General features: G+C 56.2%; 15 protein-coding genes. 9 read left to right on the top strand and 6 right to left on the bottom strand.

Annotation, left to right across the window (positions count from 1 at the left end):
- From BLU75_RS09255 to BLU75_RS09240, 4 genes are read left to right on the top strand one after another with little or no spacing between them, the layout of a single operon-like run.
- Entirely contained in the window at positions 1–1074 is a 1074-nt protein-coding gene (locus BLU75_RS09255) for a microcin C ABC transporter permease YejB (protein ID WP_084380842.1), read from the top strand.
- Between the two features lies 1 nt (position 1075).
- Positions 1076–2095 carry an ABC transporter permease gene (locus tag BLU75_RS09250; RefSeq protein ID WP_084380841.1) on the top strand — a complete coding sequence of 340 codons (1020 nt, stop codon included), beginning with the start codon at positions 1076–1078 and terminating at the stop codon, positions 2093–2095.
- Position 2096: 1 nt separating this feature from the next.
- A complete protein-coding gene (locus tag BLU75_RS09245) occupies positions 2097–3704 on the top strand; it encodes an ABC transporter ATP-binding protein (protein ID WP_084380840.1) in 1608 nt (535 codons plus the stop codon).
- On the top strand, positions 3701–4531 hold the full coding sequence (locus tag BLU75_RS09240; protein ID WP_084380839.1) for an AraC family transcriptional regulator: 831 nt from the start codon (positions 3701–3703) through the stop codon (positions 4529–4531). Before BLU75_RS09245 ends, BLU75_RS09240 begins: the two co-directional genes overlap by 4 nt.
- Position 4532: 1 nt before the next feature.
- On the opposite strand, the gene BLU75_RS09235 is transcribed toward BLU75_RS09240, so the two are convergent.
- Positions 4533–5120: a LysE family translocator gene (locus BLU75_RS09235; protein WP_084380838.1), complete on the bottom strand. Its 588-nt coding sequence runs from the start codon at positions 5118–5120 to the stop codon at positions 4533–4535.
- A gap of 600 nt (positions 5121–5720) precedes the next feature.
- Positions 5721–6431 (bottom strand): FadR/GntR family transcriptional regulator, encoded by a 711-nt coding sequence (locus tag BLU75_RS09230; RefSeq protein WP_084380837.1) that lies wholly within the window; start codon positions 6429–6431, stop codon positions 5721–5723.
- A gap of 316 nt (positions 6432–6747) precedes the next feature.
- On the opposite strand from BLU75_RS09230, the gene BLU75_RS09225 reads away from it, so the two are divergent.
- Positions 6748–8097: an MFS transporter gene (locus BLU75_RS09225; protein WP_090221428.1), complete on the top strand. Its 1350-nt coding sequence runs from the start codon at positions 6748–6750 to the stop codon at positions 8095–8097.
- A gap of 10 nt (positions 8098–8107) precedes the next feature.
- Positions 8108–9457, top strand: a complete 1350-nt coding sequence (gudD, locus tag BLU75_RS09220; RefSeq protein ID WP_084380835.1) for a glucarate dehydratase — start codon at positions 8108–8110, stop codon at positions 9455–9457.
- 77 nt (positions 9458–9534) lie between these two features.
- Here gudD and BLU75_RS09215 read toward each other — a convergent pair whose 3' ends face one another.
- Complete coding sequence (locus tag BLU75_RS09215) at positions 9535–10422, bottom strand: NAD(P)/FAD-dependent oxidoreductase (protein ID WP_084380834.1); 888 nt, start codon at positions 10420–10422, stop codon at positions 9535–9537.
- Between the two features lie 148 nt (positions 10423–10570).
- Between BLU75_RS09215 and BLU75_RS09210 the strand changes: the two genes are divergently transcribed.
- Complete coding sequence (locus BLU75_RS09210; protein ID WP_084380833.1) at positions 10571–11020, top strand: Rrf2 family transcriptional regulator; 450 nt, start codon at positions 10571–10573, stop codon at positions 11018–11020.
- On the opposite strand, the gene BLU75_RS09205 is transcribed toward BLU75_RS09210, so the two are convergent.
- A complete protein-coding gene (locus tag BLU75_RS09205; protein WP_084380832.1) occupies positions 11017–11610 on the bottom strand; it encodes an NUDIX domain-containing protein in 594 nt (197 codons plus the stop codon). The genes BLU75_RS09210 and BLU75_RS09205 overlap by 4 nt on opposite strands.
- Before the next feature lie 381 nt (positions 11611–11991).
- Between BLU75_RS09205 and BLU75_RS09200 the strand changes: the two genes are divergently transcribed.
- Positions 11992–12558: a type 1 glutamine amidotransferase domain-containing protein gene (locus BLU75_RS09200; protein ID WP_084380831.1), complete on the top strand. Its 567-nt coding sequence runs from the start codon at positions 11992–11994 to the stop codon at positions 12556–12558.
- 51 nt (positions 12559–12609) lie between these two features.
- Here BLU75_RS09200 and BLU75_RS09195 read toward each other — a convergent pair whose 3' ends face one another.
- Both BLU75_RS09195 and BLU75_RS09190 read right to left on the bottom strand, forming a co-directional pair.
- A complete protein-coding gene (locus BLU75_RS09195; RefSeq protein WP_084380830.1) occupies positions 12610–12831 on the bottom strand; it encodes a PLD nuclease N-terminal domain-containing protein in 222 nt (73 codons plus the stop codon).
- Positions 12832–12989: 158 nt separating this feature from the next.
- Positions 12990–17786 (bottom strand): NEL-type E3 ubiquitin ligase domain-containing protein, encoded by a 4797-nt coding sequence (locus BLU75_RS09190; RefSeq protein ID WP_084380829.1) that lies wholly within the window; start codon positions 17784–17786, stop codon positions 12990–12992.
- A 243-nt stretch (positions 17787–18029) separates the two neighbouring features.
- Here BLU75_RS09190 and BLU75_RS09185 point away from each other — a divergent pair, with 243 nt between their 5' ends.
- On the top strand, positions 18030–24551 hold the full coding sequence (locus tag BLU75_RS09185; RefSeq protein WP_090221427.1) for an NEL-type E3 ubiquitin ligase domain-containing protein: 6522 nt from the start codon (positions 18030–18032) through the stop codon (positions 24549–24551).
- Positions 24552–24653 lie beyond the last annotated feature (102 nt).

The following is a 24653-nucleotide window of genomic DNA, read 5'->3' as shown; positions in this document are numbered from 1 at the left end:
ATGCTGGCCTATATTTTTCGCCGATTGTTGCTGATCATCCCGACGTTGCTGGGCATCCTGCTGATCAACTTTTTGATTATCCAGGCCGCGCCCGGCGGTCCGGTGGAGCAGATGATCGCCAAGCTGGAAGGTTTTGAAGGCGCCACCAGTCGCATTGCCGGTGGCGGCGCGGAAGTCTCGGTGGCCGGTTCCAGCTACCGTGGCGCCCAGGGCCTGGACCCGGCGCTGGTCAAGGAAATCGAAAAAATGTACGGCTTCGACAAATCGGCGCCGGAACGCTTGTGGATCATGATCAAAAACTACGCACAGTTGGATTTTGGTGAAAGCTTCTTCCGCGACGCCAAGGTCATCGACCTGATCAAGGAAAAGATGCCGGTGTCCATTTCCCTCGGGTTATGGAGCACCCTGATCATGTACCTGGTGTCGATTCCGTTGGGGATCGCCAAAGCCACGCGGCATGGCAGCCACTTCGATGTATGGACCAGTTCGGCGATTATCGTCGGCTATGCGATTCCGGCGTTTCTGTTTGCGATTCTGTTGATCGTGGTGTTTGCCGGCGGCAGCTACTTTGACTGGTTCCCGCTGCGCGGCCTGACCTCGAACAATTTCGACGAGCTGAGCACCGCCGGGAAAATCCTCGACTACTTCTGGCACTTGGCCCTGCCCGTCACCGCCTTGGTGATCGGTAACTTCGCGACCATGACGTTGCTGACCAAAAACAGCTTTCTCGACGAAATCAACAAGCAATACGTGATCACCGCTAAGGCCAAGGGCCTGACTAACCACCGCGTGCTGTACGGCCACGTGTTTCGCAATGCCATGTTGTTGGTGATTGCCGGTTTCCCTTCAGCGTTTATCGGTATCTTTTTCACCGGCTCGCTGCTGGTGGAAGTGATCTTTTCCCTGGATGGCCTTGGCCTGATGAGCTTCGAAGCAGCGATCAATCGCGACTACCCGGTAGTGTTCGGCACCCTGTTTATCTTCACCTTGCTCGGCTTGGTGGTGAAACTGATCGGAGACCTCACCTACACCCTGGTAGATCCACGCATCGACTTTGAAAGCCGGGAGCATTGAGATGAATCTGTCCCCCCTCAATCGCCGTCGTTTCGAGCGTTTCAAGGCCAACAAGCGTGGCTGGTGGTCGCTATGGCTGTTCCTGGTCCTGTTCGGGCTGAGCCTGGGTGCCGAGCTGATTGCCAACGACAAACCTCTGGCCGTGCATTATGACGGCGAATGGTACTTCCCGGCGCTCAAGCGTTATCCGGAAACCACCTTCGGCGGCGAGTTTCCCCTGGAAGCCAACTACAAAAGCCCGTACATCCGTGAACTGCTCAAGGCCAAGGATGCCTGGACACTATGGGCGCCTATCCCGTTCAGCTACCAGAGCATCAACTACGATCTGAAAGTCCCGGCCCCGGCCCCACCTTCGGCGGAAAACCTGCTGGGCACCGATGACCAGGCGCGGGATGTCCTGGCGCGGGTGATTTATGGCTTTCGCATTTCGGTGCTGTTTGCGCTGACGCTGACCGTGCTGAGTTCGATCATCGGCGTCGCGGCCGGCGCATTGCAGGGTTTTTATGGCGGCTGGGTCGACCTGGCAGGCCAGCGCTTTCTGGAGATATGGTCCGGCTTGCCGGTGCTGTATTTGCTGATCATTCTCGCCAGCTTCGTGCAGCCGAATTTTTGGTGGCTGCTGGGGATCATGCTGCTGTTCTCCTGGATGAGCCTGGTGGATGTGGTGCGCGCCGAGTTCCTGCGCGGACGCAATCTGGAATACGTGCGGGCCGCCCGGGCGCTGGGCATGCAGAATGGCGCGATCATGTTCCGCCATATCCTGCCCAACGCCATGGTCTCGACCATGACGTTCATGCCATTCATTCTGACCGGCGCCATTGGCACCTTGACCGCCTTGGACTTCCTTGGCTTTGGCCTGCCCGCCGGCTCGCCATCCCTCGGCGAACTGGTGGCCCAGGGTAAATCCAACTTGCAGGCGCCCTGGCTGGGTATCAGCGCCTTTGCCGTATTGGCGATCATGTTGAGCTTGCTGGTGTTTATCGGCGAATCCGCACGCGACGCCTTCGACCCGAGGAAATGAGATGAATCAGGACAATCTGATCGAAGTCCGCGACCTCAGTGTCGAGTTCGTCACCGGCAACCAGCATCAGCGGGTGGTGGAGCACATCAATTTTGATATCAAGCGCGGTGAAACCCTGGCCCTGGTGGGTGAAAGCGGCTCCGGCAAATCGGTGACCGCCCATTCGATCCTGCGCCTGCTGCCCTACCCGTTGGCGCGCCACCCTACCGGCACGATCCAGTACGCGGGGCAGGATTTGCTGACCCTCAAGGAAAAACACCTGCGGCATATTCGCGGGAATCGTATTGCGATGATTTTCCAGGAGCCGATGACCTCGCTGAACCCGCTGCATTGCATCGAAAAGCAGATCAACGAAGTCCTCGGCCTGCACAAGGGCCTGACGGGCAAGGCCGCTACCCATCGCACGCTGGAATTGCTGGATCTGGTAGGCATTCCCGAACCGCACAAGCGCCTCAAGGCCCTGCCCCATGAACTGTCCGGCGGCCAGCGCCAGCGCGTGATGATCGCCATGGCGCTGGCCAACGAACCGGAACTGTTGATCGCTGACGAACCGACCACGGCCCTGGATGTGACCGTGCAGTTGAAAATCCTTGAGTTGCTCAAGGAACTGCAGTCACGGTTGGGCATGGCGATGCTGTTGATCAGTCATGACTTGAATCTGGTGCGGCGTATCGCTCACCGTGTGTGCGTGATGCAGTGCGGCGCAATTGTCGAGCAAGCTGCTTGTGAGGAGCTGTTCCGTGCGCCCCGGCACCCCTACACCCAGGAACTGCTGGCCGCCGAACCCAGCGGCGGCCCGGCGGCCAATGTCGTCGGCCCGCCGCTGCTGGAAGTCGACGACCTGAAGGTCTGGTTCCCGATCAAGAAAGGCTTCTTGCGCCGCACCGTCGATCACGTCAAGGCGGTGGACGGTATCAACTTCAGCCTGCCCCAAGGCCAGACCCTGGGCATTGTCGGCGAAAGTGGCTCCGGCAAATCCACCTTGGGCTTGGCGATCTTGCGGTTGATCGGCAGCCAGGGTGGGATTCGTTTCGAGGGGCAGCAACTCGATCGCCTGAGCCAGCAGCAGGTGCGTCCGTTGCGTCGCGAAATGCAGGTGGTGTTTCAGGACCCCTTCGGCAGCCTGAGCCCGCGCATGTGTGTCAGCGAGATCGTGGGCGAAGGTTTGCGGATTCACAAGATGGGCTCTGCCGCCGAACAGGAAGCCGCGATTATCGTCGCGCTCAAGGAAGTCGGGCTGGACCCGGAAACCCGCCACCGTTATCCCCATGAATTTTCCGGCGGTCAACGCCAGCGTATCGCCATTGCCCGTGCGCTGGTGCTCAAGCCGCGCCTGATTCTCCTGGACGAGCCCACTTCAGCCCTGGACCGCACGGTGCAGCGCCAGGTGGTCGAACTGCTGCGTAATCTGCAAGCGAAGTACAACCTGACCTACCTGTTCATCAGCCACGACCTGGCGGTGGTCAAGGCGCTGAGTCATCAGTTGATGGTGGTCAAGCAAGGTCAGGTGGTGGAACAAGGGGATGCACAGGCGATCTTTGCCGAACCCCGGCATGCGTACACCCAACAGTTGCTGGAGGCGGCGTTTTTAAAGCCGCACGTCAATTGACCCGGGAGACGCCATCGGACCCGGCCGCACCGCGTTTCTGGCGGGATGCCAGCTTGCCGTTCATTGAGGCGCGCAGCATCGCCGACGGACGCAAGGTCTGCTACACACGGCACGCCCATGAGCATTTTTCAATCGGCGCGATTACCGCCGGGCAGAGCCTGTACATTCATGGCGCAGACACTTTCCAGATCCGCGCCGGCACCGTGGTGCTGATGAATCCCGGCGATGTGCATGCCTGCAATCCTGTCGATGACCAGCCTTGGTCGTATCACATGCTGTACATCGATACGCCGTGGCTGACCGACTTGCAGCACCAACTGGGTTTTGCCGACACACTGGATTTTCGTCGCTTCGGCACCACCCACACCGATGATCCCGTGCTGTTTAACGGCTTGCTGGAGCTCTATCAGGTTCTCGTGGACGAGCACACGGAGCACCTGCACAAACAGAGCGCAGTCGTGAGTTTTTTCAGTGAGGTGCAACTGCGCCTGAACCCGGCGGCCAATCCGCTACGGGAGGTCAACCACAAGCTGGAGCGCGCCGCCGAGTACATCCGCGAACACTGCACCGAAGTGCTGAAACTCGAAGATATCTGCCAGGCAGCCCAGCTGTCGCCGTCGTACTTGATCCGCGCGTTCAAACACTCCTACGGGATGACGCCCCATGCGTTTCTGGTCAACCAGCGCATCCAATTCGCCCGTGCCCTGCTGCGCAGCGGCCGGTTGATCGCCGAGGTGGCCCTGGCGGCGGGCTTTGCCGACCAGGCGCATTTCCAGCGTGCGTTCAAGCAGCACCTGGCAGCCACGCCGGGGCAGTATCGCGGCTGAATCAGGCCAGCAACAGGTACACCACGCTGATCACCAACAGCAACGCCATCGCCCGATTGAACAGGCGCATGCCACGAGCATTGCTCAGGTAGCGACGCAAGAACGTGCCGACATACGCCCAACACGCCACCGACAGGTAGCACACCACCAGATACACCGACGCCAATTGCCAGACCCGGGTCGCTTCCCCCTGTGCGGCAAACAAGCCCATGCCCGCGACGCAAGCCAACCACGCCTTGGGATTAAGCCATTGCATGATCGCGCCATATAGCATTGAGGGCGCAACTGTGGTGCCCTGCGCATCGAGTCGACCATCATCCACCGCCAGCTTGTAGGCCATGTACAGCAAAAAGGCCACACCGCCCCATTGAATGCCCAGGGTCAATGCCGGCCAGCGCACCAGCAATTCATGCAGCCCCAGGCCGATCAACACTAGCAACAAGGTAAATCCCAGCGCTGCGCCGGCCACGTGTTTTTGGCTGGCCGCAAAACCAAAACGCGCTCCGGTACTCAGGGCGACCACATTGACCGGTCCCGGTGTAATCGAGGTTGCCAGGGCGAAGGCAGCCATGGACATGATCAGACTCATTGCACTTCCCTTTTGAGATGACAGGTGGTGGGTGACCTGCAGGCTACGTTCCCATGGCGGTCTCGTATTGAAGAAAATGCCCCTGGGGTTGGGTGCGTTTATTGGTCTCTTTTCAAGATTTATGAAGTCAGGTAATACGCTGAAGAGCGGTTTTGATCGGTGCGGTGGATGGTACTTTTGGGTTTGGCCTGAGATCCACCCCTCACCCTAACCCTCTCCTCAAAGGGCATAGGCATCTACACAACTTTCAGAAACTGACGAATGTCCCTGTGGCGAGCGGGCTTGTCCCGCGTTGGGCTGCGAAGCTGCCCCAAAACCAGCCGCTACGATGTATCTGATACACCGCATTCGGCTTACTGGGGCTGCTTCGCAGCCCAGCGCGGGACAAGCCCGCTCGCCACAACAGCCCTATCTGCTTGGATTTAAGCGTTGAGGCAAAGTTGTGTAGATACCTATGCCCAAAGGGGCGGGGTGACTGACCGAAGCGTGTTGAAAAAATGGGTGACCTGAAAAACCGTTTTGATTATGCGATTCAAAGCTAATCTTTCAGGTCTCCGTAAACCGCCAATATCCCCCAATCAGTCCCCTCGCCCCTCGCGCTTACTCCCCCGTCATACGCTCCAGGCTATTACTCAAATGCAGCCACATCGCCGCTCGAGCCGCATCGGGATCTTGCCGGCGGATCGCCTTGAGAATCGCCTCATGTTCAAGATTCGCCATTTGCCCCAGCTTCATCAGGTCAACATCACCGCGCTCCTGCGCATTGATCCGGGTGCGCGGAATTACTGAGTGTCCCAAGTGATAAATCGCATCAGTGAAATAGGTGTTGCCGGTGGCCTGGGCAATCAAGCGATGAAAGCGCACATCCGGTTCGACGCTGCTGTCGTTGTTCGCCAGCGAATCCTGATAGTCATCGAGGGCCTGGCGCATCTGCAGCAATTGCTGATCAGTACGGCGCATTGCCGCCAAGGCCGCCGCCTGGGTTTCCAGACCCAGGCGCAGCTCGAGGATCCCGCGCACGCTGACCGCTGTGTCGTGGGCCAGATGTAACCCGCGACGCTCGTCGCGCTCCAGCACAAAACTGCCCACGCCGTGTCGGGTTTCCACCAGCCCCGCAGCCTGTAACTTGGAAATCGCTTCGCGCACCACCGTGCGACTGACGCCGTACTCGGCAACGAGGGTGGATTCGGACGGCAGCTTTTCACCCGGCACCATCTGCCCAAGCAAAATATGCTGGGTCAACGCCGTGACGATGTCATGGGCGAGACCTTGTGGGCGTTTGCGCTGCTGGGAGGGACTGTCGTTTTGCATGAAAATTTCCGGTCAGGGTAGCGCTCCCATACTAGCACCCCACTTGCCAAAAAAGACGCCTCCACTTGTATGACAACGCTCAACAATTCCCTACATTCGATAAGCCAGAGCTTTTCAGCCGAAAGAAACCGAACGTCTTTATTCCTCAAACAACTCCGAAAAACACGCCTCTAGAACAAAAATAATCGCAACCCCTGATATCAATCCCATTGCCAGCCTAAAAAAGCGAGTTGTATGATGTCTATCAAGTTGTCAGACATCCTCTGCCAACCAGACCGTCCCCCGCACAACAATAAACCAGTGGGAGTTCTACCTCGTGAATCCTCCAACCCCTGCGACAGCTGCGCCTGCCATCGATCCAGTCCTGGCTCGCGCAATCCAAAAGGTGAAGCGGCATGTGCTGCCACTTTTTGTGATCATGTTCATCGTCAATTACATCGACCGCGTCAACATCGGCTTTGTGCGTACACACATGGAGCATGATCTGGGCATCGGTGCGGCGGCCTACGGTTTCGGCGCCGGATTGTTTTTCATCGGCTACGCGCTGTTTGAAGTGCCCTCCAACATGCTCCTGCAAAAGGTCGGCGCGCGTATCTGGCTGACACGGATCATGTTCACCTGGGGCATTACCGCCACCTTGATGGCGTTTATCCAGAACGAAACCCACTTCTACATCCTGCGTTTTCTGCTGGGGGTCGCGGAGGCCGGTTTTTTTCCCGGCGTGATCTACTACTTCACTCGCTGGCTGCCAGGCGCGGAACGCGGCAAGGCGATTGCAATCTTTCTCAGCGGTTCGGCGATTGCTTCATTGGTGTCCGGTCCGCTCTCCGGCGTACTGCTGCAAATCACCGGTCTCGGGCTGCATGGCTGGCAGTGGATGTTCATCATCGAAGGCATGGCCTCGGTCGTACTCTGCGCATTCGTATGGTACTGGCTGGACTCCAAACCCCATGATGCGAAGTGGCTCAGCCGTGAAGAGCAGGACGTGCTGGTCGGTGAAATCGAGCGTGAGCAACAATTGCGGGACGCAGCCATCACGGTCAAGCCAACCTTGGGTACGCTGCTCAAGGATCGCCAGATCATGCTGTTCTGCGCGTTGTATTTCTGCATCCAGCTGACCATCTACGCCGCCACCTTCTGGCTGCCGAGCATCATCAAGAAAATGGGCGACCTGAGCGACATTCAGGTGGGGTTCTACAACTCGATCCCCTGGCTGATCTCCATTATTGCCATGTACGCCTTTGCCACCCTGGCCGGCAAGTTCAGGTTTCAGCAAGCCTGGGTTGCCGTCGCCCTGTTAATTGCCGCCACCGGTATGTTCCTCTCAACCACCGGTGGGCCGATCTTTGCCTTTATCGCCATCTGCTTTGCCGCCATTGGCTTCAAGTCCGCGTCCGCGCTGTTCTGGCCGATTCCGCAAGGCTATCTGGATGCACGGATCGCGGCGGCCGTGATCGCGCTGATCAACTCCATCGGCAACCTTGGCGGTTTTGTCGCGCCGACCACCTTCGGTTTCCTCGAACAGACCACCGGGTCGATCCAGGGTGGCCTGTATGGCCTGGCCGGGACTTCGGTCATTGCAGCCATCCTGGTGTTTTTCGCCAAGACCCTGCCCGGCTCGTCGACCCCGTCCACGCTGCAACCTGCCCCCGCCTTGAGCAAGTAAGGAAGACATCATGCACACAGAACATCAGCACCACGCCCGCAGCGCTCCCGTCGTGACGCACTTGGAGGTCATTCCGGTGGCCGGACATGACAGCATGCTGCTCAACCTCAGTGGCGCCCACGGCCCGTTTTTCACGCGCAATATCGTGATTCTCAAGGACAGCGCCGGGCACGTCGGTGTGGGTGAGGTCCCCGGTGGCGAGCGTATCCGGGAAACCCTGGAAGACGCCCGCAGCCTGGTGATCGGCAAACCCATTGGCGAATACCAGCGCATCCTCAATGCCATGCGCCGTACCTTCGCCGCCCGCGATGCCGGCGGGCGCGGCCTGCAAACCTTTGATTTGCGCATCACCATTCATGCCGTCACCGCAATGGAAGCCGCATTGCTGGACCTGCTCGGGCAGTTTCTCGAGGTACCGGTGGCGGCACTGCTGGGCGAAGGCCAGCAGCGTGACGCGGTGAAGATGCTGGGCTACCTGTTTTACATCGGTGATCGGCAGAAAACCAATCTGGCTTACCGCAGTGAAGCCAGTGCCGATGACTGGTTCCGCTTGCGTCATGAGCAGGCGATGACCCCGGAGACCATTGTGCGCCTGGCGGAAGCGGCCAAAGCCAAATACGGTTTCAACGACTTCAAGCTCAAGGGTGGCGTATTGCGCGGTGCTGAAGAAATCGAAGCGGTCACGGCACTCGCCGAACGCTTCCCCGACGCGCGTATTACCCTGGACCCGAACGGCGCCTGGTCATTGCAAGAAGCCATCGCCCTGTGTCGTGACCAGCATCATGTATTGGCTTACGCCGAAGACCCTTGTGGCGCGGAGAATGGCTATTCGGGACGCGAAGTGATGGCGGAATTCCGGCGCGCCACCGGATTGCCGACCGCCACCAATATGATCGCCACCGACTGGCGGGAAATGGGACATGCCATCCAATTGCAGTCGGTGGACATCCCCTTGGCCGACCCGCACTTCTGGACGATGCAAGGCTCGGTTCGAGTCGCGCAAATGTGCCATGAATGGGGTTTGACCTGGGGCTCGCATTCCAACAACCACTTCGATATTTCCCTGGCAATGTTCACTCAGGTAGCGGCCGCCGCGCCGGGCGAGATTACCGCCATCGACACCCACTGGATCTGGCAGGACGGGCAGCGCCTGACCAAAGCTCCACTGCAGATCGTCGAGGGGCATATTCAGGTGCCCGCCAAACCCGGGCTGGGCGTGGATATCGATATGGACGCCGTGGCCCACGCTCACGAACTGTACAAAGGCATGGGCCTGGGGGCGCGCGATGACAGCGTCGCCATGCAGTTCATGATTCCCGGCTGGACGTTCGATAACAAACGGCCGTGCCTGGTGCGCTAAACCCCCGCCGCCAGGCTGATCATCGACGCTCGCTCACGCACCTTTGCAGGGTGCCGGCGAGCGTCGATCAGCCCGCCTTACCCCATGATCAAGGATTGATGCGCCCCCACTCCAGCCCGTACGCCCTCGCCCACTGCCAGCGCCACCGAGCCAGCGGCAATCGCCGCGTCACCGCAGGCAAACACACCGGGCACCGTGGTTTGGCGGGTTTCTCCGGTCTGGATGAACAAGCCCATCGGCCCCTCGTTAAATTCACAGCCCAACTGTTCGGCCAGCGGGCTGGCCATGCGGGTGCGAGGCATCGTGAACAGGCCATCCAAAGGCACGACCCGTCCATCCTCCAGTGCGACATCCGCCCGCTCGCCAGCGATCTGGCGCACGGCGGCACTTTCCACCGTGACACCGCGTCGTTCCAGTTGCGCCTGTTGCTCGGCGTCCGGCACAAACACGCCATTGGTGAACAGCGTGGTGGTCCCCCAATCCGGCAGCATCAGCGCGTGGTGCATCGATAACGCCGAGGTAGCGAGCACGCCGATACGGCCTTGATCCAGTTCATAGCCATGGCAGTAAGGACAATGGAACACACTGCGCCCCCAGCGCTCGGCCAGCCCCTCGACGTCCGGCAAGTCATCCACCACGCCGGTCGCGAGGATCAGGCGGCGCGCATTGAATGCGCCACTGTGTAACGTGCGTATCGAGAAACCCGCCTGCTCGGATTGCGCCTGCACAGCGCTGTCCTTCACCCAGCGAACCGTTGGATATGCCATCAACTGCGCCCGCCCTTCAGCGGCGATCACACCGGGTGCTTCGCCATCCTGGCCAAGGAAACCGTGGGAAGTGGCGGCAAAACGATTACGCCGCAGCCCCGCATCGATCACCAGCACCTGACGACGGGCGCGGGCCAGTTGCAAACCCGCAGAAAGGCCGGCATAGCTACCGCCAACGATGATTGCGTCGTAAACCATGAGGATCACCTCTCTGTTAGCCCTTGAGGTTCAAAGGCGCTCACGACACACCATAAGTTACATAAAAATACTTCGTCAATAGTCTCGCAACTTAAATCGTTACGAACGATACTTACTGGCGCTCCGCCTTGCCCTTCACGAGACCCCGATGAGAAACGACACCCGACTTTCGCGCATGCTCCACGTCCTGATCCACATGGACCGCCACGATCAGCGGACGACTTCGGACACCCTCGCGCAGATGCTCGGCACCAACCCTGTGGTAGTGCGCCGCACTATGGGCCTGCTCAAGCAAAACGGTTATGTGCGCTCCGAAAAGGGCCATCAGGGCGGCTGGACCCTGGGCAAGCCATTGAGCGATATCACCCTGCTGGACATCCACACCGCGCTCGGCACGCCGTCGATCTTTGCCATTGGGCTGTCCACCGATCATCCGCAGTGCCTGGTGGAGCAAGCCGTCAACGCGGCGCTGACCCAGGCGTTTGATGACGCCCAGGCGTTACTGCTGCAGCGTCTGGGTAACGTTACCCTGGCGCAGTTGGCGGATGATTTCGATGAGCGTTACCGGGTCGCCGTCACGCCTGCGCCCTGCGCCTAGTCGCTCAGGGCTGCCTTGAGCAACCGCAATTCAAGGTATTGCAGCAGCATGATGGTCTTGCCGTCGACAATCTCGCCACGCGCGACCATGGCAATGGCCTCATCGACCCCCAACTCCAGCACTTCAATGTCTTCGCCCTCATCTTCCAGCCCGCCGCCCTCGCTTACGCGATCGCCAGGCTGATATTCGCCAAGGAAGAAGTGAATGCGTTCGGTCACGGAGCCAGGGCTCATGAACGCCGAGTAGACTTTCTCCACATGGCCGACCCGGTAACCGGTTTCCTCCTCGGCTTCCAGGCGAATGCGTTCTTCGGGGCTGGCGTTGTCCAGCAGGCCGGCGGCGGTTTCAATCAGGTAGCCGTGGTGATCATTGACGAAGGCCGGCATGCGGAACTGGCGAATCAGCAGTACCGTACGTTGCTCGGCGTTGTACAACAGAATCGTCGCGCCGTTGCCGCGGTCATACACCTCGCGGGTCTGGGCTTGCCAACGACCATCGCGACGGCGCAAGTCGAAATTATATTTTTTCAGCAGATACCAGTTGTCCGAGAGCAGTTCCTCGGCATTGATACGTACGGGGCTGTTGTCCATGGGCAATCCTTGAGCGTGGAAGGTGGAGCATGTAGGGGCTGGCCGGCCAGCGTCAAGTTCCCACCTGCACGGGTGTCCACCTGCCCCACGGCACCTGAGCGCGACAGGTAATCCAGCACTGGCTTTTCCTCTGTACGTCAAGCGCAAGCCCAGCCAATCGGGACCTTCAGCTGAACCTGATTAAATATTGACCTGCCTCGAAATCGCCCTTCTCGTCGGACTCACATCGGGTTATCCACAGAGATACCCACGGTTTTCGTGGACAACTCTTTTTGCTCCGATGGTTTTTTATTGGGGAAACGCCTGATTAATTTAAACCTTTTGCCGGTGCGCCCCTCAACACCCTAGTACCCCGGCAAACCCACCAGGAGAACACTGACCATGAGTTCACAACTGCACGGCAAGAAAGTTCTGATCATCACTTCCAACACCGGCATCGAACGGGATGAATTGCTGCAACCGCTGCATACCTTGCGCGAGGCCGGCGCCATAGTGACCCATGCCTCAAGCGAAGGCGGTACCACCCAGACTTTTCTCCATGACACCGAGAAAAACCAAACCGTGGAATCCGATGCCAAGCTGTCGGACCTGCTGGGCAGCGATTTCGATGCCTTGGTGATCCCGGGCGGCACCGTGAACGCAGATACATTGCGTCAGGACCCGGGCGCGCTGCGCTTGATCAATGACTTCGTCAAATCCGGAAAAATCATAGCCGCCATCTGCCACGGGCCTTGGACCTTGATTGACGCCGGAGTGGTCAGCGGCAAAACCCTCACGTCGTATAAAAGTGTGCGTATCGATCTCGTCAACGCCGGTGCCGCTGACTGGGTGGATGCCGAGGCCAAGACGTGCCAGGCCAATGGCTGGACGCTGATCACCTCACGCACACCGGACGACTTGCCGGCATTCAACCAGGCGATCAGCAAGGCATTGAGCGCTAACGCATAAAGCCAGATTTCTGTGGGAGCTGACAGCTCCCACAGTGTGCATTCGTTGCACTCAATGCTTGCCGTGTTCAACGCCGGTGTCGGCCTTGACCACCGCTTTCGGCCCGGTAAGCACCCACAGGATCAACCCCAGCAGCGGTACGAAGACAATCACTACCACCCACAGCATCTTGGTCTCCGCACGGCTCCCACTGCGCAATACACAATTAATCGCCCATAACTCAACCAGCACCAACAGCGCCGCCAAAATAATCCAAACGTATTCGATTTGCATGGTTCACCTCCTGAGGTCTTGTGCGTTAGGTCAAGCAAGCGACGCGAGGGTTAACTTCAATTGCCAATAGCCGTTCAAACAGGGGGTTTTCTGCAGAGACCGCCGTGGACTCGTTGTGGCAGGGAGGCTGGAGACCGTTCAAATGGGAAAACCAGCCACTACATAAGGAACGCAGCGCCTGGAAGGTAGATGTAGGTTTTTTCCAGATACCACTGATCGATAGTCTCCTCCATATGCCTGCGCACACCGCTGGCTTCATTTAAATAACGCTCGCTGGACATATCTGGGGAACGTCTCAGCAAGCCATTCAGCTCCTCGTAAAAAGGACCGGTGCGCGTGTTGAATTCAGCCTTGTGCGCGCTTGCCACATAATCACGCCAAAAGTCCCGGGTACTGACATAGCGCTGTAACTCGGGCGATTTTTCCGCCATTTCGACGCGAGTTTTGGCTACCTTCAAGTCTGCTGGAGACACACCGGCCAACGACTTGAACTGCATGCTCCAAGGCTGCCCCGGCAAGTCGAGGGTTTGCGCAAGGCCGACGCGATACGCCAGGTGCACTTCCAATTCGTCAAGGGAGGGACCGCCGCTTTCCAGGCTGGCACTGTAATGCTCAGCCGCTATTTTTTGCACTTGATCCAACCGGAACAAGCGTCTGGCCAGCTTGATCAGCTCGTCTTTGCGCGGCGAACCGTGTGTGGCGACGCGGGCCAGCTCGACTTGAACTTCCAATGCACTGAACGTAAGCGCCACGCTGTCGGTGCAGCTACGAGGCGAGGCGGCAAGGTCAAATAAATCCTGGCGCAGGGTGCTGCTTTGCGCCGCCGACTCAATCATTTCCCACACACGACGACTCAAATCCTGGCGCACGCTTTGAGCATCGGCAGTGACGGTCAGTCGACTTAACATCACAAAAAAATCATCCGCGGCGGGATCGGCCTGCAGTTGATTCCATAGGGTTTCGCGCTGCCTCGCTTCAGACCCAGTGACTCCCCCTGTCCAGAATTCAAAGGCCGCGGCTTGCGTCAGGAGTTCTTCGCTGTGTATCCCCATGCTATCGCCACCTTGCAGGATTGAGCGCGCAAGACGTAAACGACTGGCGGCTGACAACGGATTTCCTGACAGGGTGACATTCAAACTGACCGAGGTGGGTGCCTGATAAACCTGCTCCGGAATTTCCACAATTGCGTTATCACGCAAGTCAGCACTTTGCAGCAAAGGACGCGTAATCAATCCTGGAGGCCATTCTTCGATCAAGGTACGGCGCAGTGACACCCGACGTAACTTGGGCAGTAAGCTCAGGTCCAGCAAAGGCCCGATCGAGTTATCGTTCAAGTTGAGCGTTTCGAGCTCGCTGAGCTGATTGATCACCTTGATGTCTTCGCTCTGGAGGCGCAACAAGTTACGCGCCATCGACAATCGACGCAGGTTCGGCATTTGGGTTAGCTGCTGAGGCAGATGTGTCATCCGGTTGTTATCCATCTCAAGCTTGGTCAGGCTGGGGAAATGACTCAAGAAGTTATCGGCCGTGTCCCTGCAATTCAGGTTGCTCAAACTCAATTCATGAATGTGACTCAGGCGGATATTCGCCGGCAACACCGGTAAATCACCCACGCGTAACCCATCAAGGTTCACGCTGTACACCGCTTCATCCGTTGCCCACGGGATGTGCTCGGGATTGCGCTTCCAGGCTTGCAAGATCACATGACCCATTTCAAACCGACCGTCCGCATAGTCATAAATTGTATCTGAGGAGGGCATTTCCATCATTGCTGCGTCCAACCAGGTCTGTAAACTTTGCACCAAAGCTCTACCTTCGCGCTTACGCCCACGGACGACACTCAATGGGTCGAGCCCGCCCTCCACCAAAGCGTCGAGGTATTCCACCACCTGCTCATCGGTAAAATCGGGGTATAAAGCCCTTACCCGTCGCTGCAATCCTCGTTGATATCTGACAGCACTCAATCCGCATAAGGGGTAACCCACTCGACCGTCAGGCATTCGACTCGGCGCCCTGAAACCCCGGTTGAGGCGTTGCATGCCCAGCACGCGTGCGGATTCATCCCGGTCTTTGATGGCTATTTCAGCCAACGCTCCAGCAAAGCTCTCTACATCCGCTGACACCGGCGATTGCACCTCGGGCAACGCTGACAGTAGCGCTTCAAACAGACACGCTTCGCTCCCAGGCACGGCCCGGTACAGTTGATCTTCGGCCTGATAGCGACGATAGCGGTGCGCTGTTTTCACCAGCACCTGCGGATGACTTGAGCTTTCATCACCCCAGCGACACAGCACCTTGCCCACGACCGAGTGTTCACGCACCTCCAACTGAATATCAGCGGGCCACCCGGGCAGTCGGGGCGAAAAATGTCGCGCGAGTGTCAACGTATCGGGATTATCCAGGCTCTGCAGGTAAAAACCTTCGAAGGCGCGATTGAGCCGCACATCATGCAGGTGCAGGCGCGCATGCTCGGCGAGGGTCAAAGGCACCTTGGCAGAACGAAGCGATAACAATTCCTGCTCATTGGCTGTCTCGGCCAGACGTTGTGCAACCCTTTTGGGCAACCCGGGAAAGGCACGTTCCAGCGCGCGTGTTTCCTCCAGGGTAGACCGGTTAAAACGCGCATATAACCCTTCGAACAACTGCCATCGTTGTTGTTGGGCTTGTTCGCCGAGCATTCGAACCAGTGTTTGCAATAACGCGGTGTGGTTCGTGCCATCTTCTGTAGCCAGCAGCACCTGGCGCTGCTGCGCAGAAAGTTGCTCAAGAACGCTTTCAAGTACTCGCCCTTGTTTGAGTACAGTCTCGGGCAGCTCAATGCGGGAGGTGGTAGCCCATTGCTCATGACCGTAGTGGCTGATGTTCTGCGACGCCCGCGCCCCCACCTGCAACCCTTTGCCTTGTGGCCATCGCGGCAACAACGGGAGCAGCCTGAGTTGCAGTTCTGCGGCTTCAGGGTCGTTATGCAGACCTGAACTCATTTGGCTGATGAAACGGGTTATTTTTCGATCGATCACAAATCGCTCAAGCGTGTCGCTCAACAACAACGGCGGCGCCAAATGCTCAAGGTGCACACGGCGCATCACATCTTCCGAGGTATCAGTCAGCTTTTGCGCGCAGCGTAGCGCCTGCGGCTCAAGCTTGGAGACATCTCGCCCCAAGCGCCCGATCAAGGTTGAACTGCCTTGCCACTCCAAGGGCCATTCATGGGCATGCTGCCAAGCACCTTGTTGGTTATGCAGCAACGCAGGCTGGAACGCGTTGATACGATTTGGATGAACCGTGCGCCATTGTTTTAGCGTCTGATCAAACCTTACTTGATAGGTTTTTCCGTCCACCTCGACATAGTGTTTGTCGTCAACGGTGATAATGCCCAAAGCATCCGGTTCGTGTGATGGCCCGGGTTTTGGGTTGGCTTCATAGGGCTCAAGGTTCTTGTTCCACAACCGTGCGCTACCGTCTTCCTGCAGAACAGGCTCAAAATCCTCTAAAAAAGCCTTGCTGGCCTGACTCAAGCGAATGACGGCTTTTTGCAGTACAACGCCGCCTACCGCGACCGCTGCCGTGAGCGCAATATCTTTAGCCACATTCAGAAAGTGTTCGCGCGCATGATCGATGTCACCACGAGCCCAACTTTCGACACCTTCAAATACTTCCCCGAGCATTTTCACGGCGGCCACCGCCAGCATCAGCGCGCCCAGTTCGGGTACAAACAGCGCAGCGACATTCACCAGCGCCAACCCGACATTTTTATACAGCTGCCAGCGCCGCTCACGCTCTGCCGCATCCAGCACGCCAGTGGGTACCGCTAATTGTCGGGCGTCCGCAAACATGTTTTTGAGCTGCACCGACACCAGATACTCTGCGGGCGCCAGGTCCGTTACTGGCGTGGTAAGAAAGAGATGCTCGGGGTTCTCGCTGACACGCTGGAGAAACGCTGGTTTGGCCTCAAGCGCAATAAAGCACGTAAAAAACCGCAGGTACGTCGGATCCAATAAACGACGCCTTAATTCAGCGGTCATCTGTGCCAGTGAGGCGTACTCACAAAACGGCGTTTCCGGATCATTGGGGATGTAGAGAATTACCCGATTGTCCGGGTGCATCAGTACTGTATCGGAGGAAAACACAATGATACCGTCGACCTGAGTGTCCAGTATCGACAACGTACTTATAACGAGGGGTTTACCGTCCAGGTACACAGTCCCTTTGACCCCAGATCCTGAATCGGGAACCAATAAGGCAATCAGCGTTTTATAAACCGGCTCACTGACTTTTTTACTCAGAAAAGCAATGTGCGCGTCCACCTGCATGTCATAGGTCTTGAGTCGCTGCAGGTTTTCATGCGTCGTGGATTGTTCCGCGGTAAGCGTGACGGCACCTGTGGCCGCCACGCCGAGGAATTGCTGTAAATAAAGCTGGTACTTAAGCCCTAAATCCAGCGCGCGACAGGCTGCGGCAAATTCATAAGGCCGTACCGGGCTTGGCCGATCACGCTGTGCGTCTTTAAGAATAGCGCTTTGGGGGTGCATGCCGCCCTCAAGCGCTTCATCAGCCGAGAAATTTTGCAACGCCGCCCAAAGCAAGGTTTTAGGTTCGGCATGGATCAAATGTTGGTGCAACCTTAAGAACAGCGGATCAAAACCGTCGATGTGCACATGCACTAACGACACGTGGTCATGATGAACGTCGAGTGCGCCGGGGAAACGACGCTGCAGTTCGGCAGACAATAACGGAGCGCAATATTGCTCGACACTTTCTAACTCGCCAAACTGCTTTCCGACCTTGACGTGATAATCATGACTGAGGGCCATTGATGACTTCAGCGCGTCAATCAGCCGAGGCTCAGCGTCCAACAACCACTTGGGCATATGGCTGAGGGTTAATTCAAGGGGATCAAGATCACTGCGGGCAAGGTCGCGTGCGTCGAATTGAGGAAGCGATTTTCGTAAGCTCATGGTTTATTTCGATATCAAGAGGTAAACCCCTAACCTATCGCAGCCTCTGAAACCGGCACCCATAGATAGTTACGGCATCGCGCAACCGATCACCTGTCATTTTTTTGTACGCTCCAGGTCTGCATGAAGCGGTGATCGCTTATTGAATATCTAACACTGGCGGCAGCGGGCAACGGCATCTATGTAACGCACAGAGTGGGTATATAACTGCGATGTTAGTGCTTTCACTCTTTCGAGTAGTACATGATGTCGGAAAATTCAACGCTGTTTAATCCTTCAACCCAACTTCTGCTTTCATCCGAGCAATGGCAAATGCAAGAAGCGCTGCGTCACCTTCAGACGCAAGTCCGCAAAAGCTTTGCCACGCTCAGCGATGAGCAACAGCGCGAATATGTGGTACTTGAGCGTGCGGCACTGAAAGCCCTGAAAGATGTCGAGAACGAAAGTGCTCGAATCACAAACACCTTCAAAAAACAGGGTCTGGCGCGTTTGATCGAAGCGCTCAAGACCGCCACCGGCCTAACCTTGAACCCCGAAAAAATGTTCATATCGACCCGTTATGGGGAAGTTATCGAACGTCCTTCGCTGTGGGCCGTGACCAAAAAAAACCTGGGCATTGGGCGCCGCCGCCGAGCATTGGACGAATCAAGATTCAAATTGCATGTCAGCACAATGAGTGTGTGGCGTGCAGCCTGTCTTAACTTTGGTTACACCACTTCGTATGCAGACGTGACGGGGTTCAGCTATGAAACGGCCAGTACCCTGAAGGGTGAAAACGCAGAACATTTGTCAATCAAGACGTTCATTCGTATTTCGCGGGAGTTGGACCTGGGACAACAGCTGAAACGTGAAATCGAAGCATCGCTGAGTGCGGGAGGCACGTTGCGTACCCTGATAGACGATGCCGCGAAGGTATGCATCAAATTCGAATTACTCGAAGCGCTCAGGGATTCAAGCAATAGCGGTCTTACAGAACCGTTGTACGGCCGATATAAAAAAGCCCTTGAGCAGGGTCAGGCACAGATCACCCTGACGTCAAATGAAGCGGGAGGCGGCTCGTACTATCCGCTGTTCCTTGTCCAGCTAGCCGATGAGAGCACGCATTTAAGCTATTTCCCGCAGCGCCGTGGCGGGGCATTTGTTCTACACCACTCTTTCGCTGAGTCCCTGCAAACCTTCAAGGCGCTGCTCAAGCAAAGCTATCAACAGGAAGACATGGGCTGGTTTACGAGCCAGCTCTCGCCTGCTCAGTTGTCGGCGTTTGAAAAACTGCGCAGCGTATCAAAGACGCAAGACCCGCAACGGTTCTTGCTGGCTCAAGCCATGCAATACGAACCCGTTCGTTACGAGTTCACCGACCAGAGCTTCGAGCGCATGCGTATTACCGGGCAACCCCTGGAATCGCGTTCGCCACACCTTGCCGCCGTTGTCTCCACCCACCAGGCAGGCCGCTATCGTGAAGCATTGAGTTTACTCGCCAGTACGCGCTCGGAGGCCGACTGGAATGCGTTCAAAACCCATGCCATTCAAGTCGGTGGGGAAGTCCTTGAGCTATTGACGTTACCTCTACCGGGCGGCGTCTTGGGTTTGAACCGCATTATGCAGACCGCGCTATTCGGCTCTCTGGGTTATAGCTTGGTCAGTGGTGGCATTGCACTTACCAAAGGTCAGCACGCGGAGTTTGCCTCTGCGCTGGCCGATTGCCTGGACTTGGTCATCAGCTTGCGTTTGTCACTGACAGCCAGTCGCTTGCACAGCCAGCGCATGAGGGAGCTGTGGCATAAACTGGATAAACCGCAACGGGTCATGCGTGAGGACGGCCAACAAGAACTGTGGACGCCGACCATAGAACCCTATGAAAAAGTTGACGTGTTATTACTTGATGGCCTTACCCCAAATGATCAAGGCATTTATCAAGTGGGTGAATACTCTTACGTAAAACTCAGTACGGAGGAACAACAGGTTGCCATACAAGTGGTGTATGACGACAAGCGCAAAGCGTTCACCCTGGTCGCGTCAAACCCTGCCCTCTACTGTCCCTGCGTGGCGTTTGATGTAAACGTGCAACGCTGGCATCTGCAGGTCGAGAACATCCACACGTTATCCGACATTGATTTGTTGCAGCGAATGCTGCCGACCAATTCAAAGCCGTTCTCCAGCACCCAACTCACCAAAATGCTGAAAAGTACCGGTATCACACATGATGTCCTGAAAAAGGTGTGGGACGGTCAGCCGGCACCGGCGCATCTGCTGGAGGGGGTGCGCCGGTTGCACATCGACAAGGTCATCGAGCATTTGACCGACGACTTCACTCAGCAGGATCAGATGCCGCATCTGATGCATGAAGTGGTATTCGGTCTGTTAACGCAACTGGACAGTTGGCCCGACCACTCCACCTTGAATGTGTGGGATGCCGATGGCGGCTTGATTGAATCGTACACCCGCAAGGGCGATATACACGGATTGCCTACGGTGGTGAGCATCAAGCGCCAGGCGGATGGTACCTATACAGCATTGGATGATCACGGCCTGGGGGAAACCACAAGCGACCCGTTGTTCCGAGTCATATTGAGACAACTACCTGACTCCTCATTGTTAGGTCGCGAAGATAATAAAAACCGCAGCGAAAGTGCTCGGATTGCAGTGATACGTGAGCACATTGCGACACTCGCCAGAGCGGAACGAATAACCCTGCACGATACACTGTATAACCTCGAAGGTTTGACCCGGGATCACCCGTGGGCAATTAACAGCGAGAGCGGAAAATTCTTGCCCAACCAACGGGCTGTCGACAACAGCCCGTTCAGCCAGACATTGAATAGCTTCAGAATGTTTTTCAGCGGTTTGTCTGAGGTGGGTGCGCGCGAGATATTGCGCAATCACCCTCTCTCCGAGGCGGACAGCACTGCGCTGCGCCAGCAACTTAAATTGCCGAACCAGTACTTCAGCCTGGCGCAAAAGTATCTGGAAACAGAGCAAGTCAACCGAGCCATTGATAGCATCTATCACCCACGCCGATACAACCAAGAATATGACATCTGGGCCCGAACCTTTGCAGCACAACAGCTGGATATCAAATTGGACAGGTCGCTGATCATTACCCAGCGTTCCCAGGAAGAACTGTATAAGCCGTATCAACGGATGGGCGCGGATGATCGAACGATCGTCCTCGAACATTTAGGTGACGAGCGCTATCAAGTGGCCCCGCCTCACTCTTCAACCCTGCAAGCGGTGCCGGATAATACCGATAGTTTTTATCTGGCAATCAGCGATGTCCTGACGCCCGAAGAACGGACGTTGATGGGCATGGGCAGCCCGGCTGATATCAACGGGTTGCGAACCACATTGGGTAACGCCGCTTCGGCCCAACGTTTGCCCAGTGGCGAGTCACACTTGGACCAGGCGCCGTTATTGGCCTATGAGAGTAATGTGATTCTGCCCGCCGGCCTCAGGCCCGATGCCCTGGGAATTTACCAGGTTGACGGCAAGCAATACCTGCCACTGGATGGGCGCATATTTCAGGTCGAATACGATACTGCTGAAAAACGTTTCAAGTTAAAACACCCGAGAGGCGAGCAGGAAAACCAGCCGGTTCTGGAACATAACTCGGCAGGCGCATGGCGTCGTGTGACAGAGGAACCGCTGGTGTGGCCAGTGACAAAACTGTTCCGCCGTTTGAGCAATCAGCTTTATAACTTTTCCAACGAGGTCATCAGCCACGTTCTGGCGATCACCGGAGTCCGGGCCAGCGCCTTGCGTTATGTACACAGAAACAATCTAACCGCGCCGGTGTACCTGCTCGATACCTGCAAGCGTTTCAAGGTACTGGACGACATTGATGTGTTTATCGAACAGATGCGTTACTACCCTAGCGGCACGCAACAGGATTCAAATATCCAGCTATGGGGATTGACCAACATCCCGGGTTTCTTTGCGCAGACTCAATTAAACATAGTTGATGCTCAGGGACGCGTCGTGGGTACGTACGGAGAATCAGAAAGTGCAGCCTTGTCCGCAATCAGCCTGACCCGCGAAGAGATGGATGGCCCTGATTTCTTGACATTGATCGTCGAGCGTTCGAATGCTCAGCATATGGAAAACGTGTTGGGCGAAACAGGCCTGACCATCGAGCAGCAAATCGTGAAGTTGGCCAGGAAAATCGCCGATGCGGTTGAAAGCACAAAATTCAAACTTTTCGAGCGGCTTTACCGGCAGCGGGAGTTCAGCCATGACCCTGATATTTCGGCCCTGGCCGCGAAGTACCCGCAACTGCCCGTCAGTGTCATCGAGTGCATGCTCAAACAAACCACTCAGCTAGAACGGCAAACCTTGAAAGAAGGGGTTGTTCCTTTCAGGGTTGCCGAGCACATCGATTGGGTGCAAAAAGAAGTGGAACTCAATCGGGCGCTGGAAGGGCTCTATAAAGACACGCTGGCGAGTGCTGAAAGCACCCACTTGTTATTGCATGAGGTGGTCTCCCAGCCCGGCTGGCCTGAGGATACCCGCTTGGACGTATTTGAAAACAACGTGACTGAAACGCCCCTTCTGAGTGTCGGGAATACTCACAGCGACCAGCGTAAAATCCTGCTAAAAAAAGGCAGTCACTATTTTGCTTGCAACGAGCAAGGTGACATTTTAAATCAGTTGCCCCAACAAGGCGATAACTTGCTGGAATCCGTATGGGCGCTGTTAAATCCCGCGGAACGAAAGACCATGAAGGTCGACAGCAAAGACCAGCTTCCTGAATTCAAGCAAGCGCTGGTAACAAACGCTGCTGAAAAACGTGATATTTCAAAAGCCGTGCTCGGCAAAAAAGTATTGCCGCAATGGTTATCTTCACCCCTGAATGTGGATATATCATTCATCGCCTACCCCTCATCCATTCGAGGTTTTTTTTCCCGTGTTGCGAATTGGGTCCATCCCAGCGAGCAACTTCAAAAAACCATGGCGCTGTACCCCAGCTTCAGTATTGAGCAAGCCAATAGTTTTATGCAGTCACTCAATCTGTCCGGACCGCAACTGATTGTCGAGTTGGAACGCAGAAGGGTTGAATATGACACGCTGGTCGCACAGCTCAACGCATGGCGTGATTCGGCCAGGGGACCGAGGACAATATTTACTCGAAACGATCGGGTCCGCATGAAAGAAGAAATTCTCAAGGCCTGGCGTCGCGAGACTGTAGTGTTTTTCGATGACACCGGTGTCGAGCTGGGTTACACCCTCCGCTTGGAATGCACACAATATGCTGAAATCCCGACGTTTCTGAGTGGCGACTTTAATCATGTCGCGAGCCTCGAAATTTCGCGACCCTCGCTCCCCGAAACCCTTCAAGTAGATCGCACTGAAGACTATGAGCGTTTTTTGCGGCTGTTCAGCAATTTAAAAATTCTGACCATTGACCATGCACACCTCAGCCGCATACCCACTTCCATTGGCGACATGCGCGAATTGAGGTATTTGGACTTGGCGGATGGAGGCATCCCTATCGATCAGGCGAGTATGAATAGCTTGATGGGGCTGAGCCATCTGGAATATCTGGTGTTGCAAGGTAACCACCTTAACGTCACGCCCGACATTCGTCCCCTGCAGCATTTGGCTCATCTGAACTTACGCGCCACGGGTATTGAAAGTTGGCCGATCGGCGCGGAAACTCAAACAGGTTTGCAACATTTGGATTTGCGAGAAAACCGGCTCCAGAGTATTCCAGCCTCCTTGTTCAACAACCCCGATATGATGCGAACCAATCGTGCCACCTACTTGCATGGTAACCCGTTCAATGCGATCAGCCTCTCGAGGCTGGCTGAGTTTCGGCGTGTCGATAGCTTCGAGCTGGGTGGACGCCTGCCGGGTACGACTCACCAGGCGATGACTGATAGTCCAGTGGAGCGCTGGTTGTCAGGCATTCCCATAACCGAGGTCAATGATTGGCGCCACACCTGGTTCAATCTCAGAATAGAAGAAGCGGCAACACCGTCATCAAGTGATCTGCTGAGGCTGCTGAACGATTTGACCTGGTCAGCCGACTACACACACAGTAGTGAATCCAGAATCGCCTTGACTCAGCGCGTCAGGCGTCTGCTGCTGGCTATTTCGCGGTCTACCGAATTGCGCGCAGAGGTGTACAGAAAAGCCTATGGCGAAGGCACGTGCGGGGACGGCGCAATCCTGATGTTTAACAAGCTTGAAGTCTTGGGGCAGATTGCAGCCACTTCAGTGCTGGCCGATCAAAATGCCGCAGAGAAAGACCTGCTGAGACTGGCAGAAGGCTTGTTTTTCCTGAGCAACGTGGATCGACTGGCGGAACGTAAAGCCTACCAGTTATTGCAGCAGAACTCCTCGGTCGACACGATTGAAGTTGTGCTGTATTACCGGATCAAGTTGAAAAAAGCGTTCAACCTGCCGCTACAGCCTGACAAAATGTTATTTGACTCGCTGGTAGAACGCTATGACCCAAACATAAAAGGCGATATAGAACAGGCGCAAATCGAGTTGGAAAAATTGCGCAAGAGCCGGGTATTGCAGACCTATATTTTAAGCCGCTCGTTCTGGCACAGATTCCTGGAAAGAAAATACAGCGCGCAATTCAAGGCGATCGCTTCCGATGCGCAGCGAAAAACAGCGGAAGTAAAACGCCTTCATCCAGACCCTCAATCGGATGAGTACTTTGACGCGTTACAGGCGGTGATTGATGAGAAAGACGCGGCGTTGAGAGACCTTATAGAACAACTGACATTAAACGCGCGACACAGCACTGCGGCGGTTTAATCTCTCCTCTGACACGTCAAATAGAACATCCCGCGCGCTGCTGAGGGCGTAGCGGGATTGACTGTTTTAAAGTTGATTGCCTTTCATATCGACCTACGTTTG

Origin of the sequence: Pseudomonas mucidolens, assembly GCF_900106045.1 — a bacterium.
GTDB lineage: Bacteria > Pseudomonadota > Gammaproteobacteria > Pseudomonadales > Pseudomonadaceae > Aquipseudomonas > Aquipseudomonas mucidolens.
Note: the sequence above shows the minus strand (reverse complement) of the source record. Positions and strands in the feature narration are given on the sequence as shown.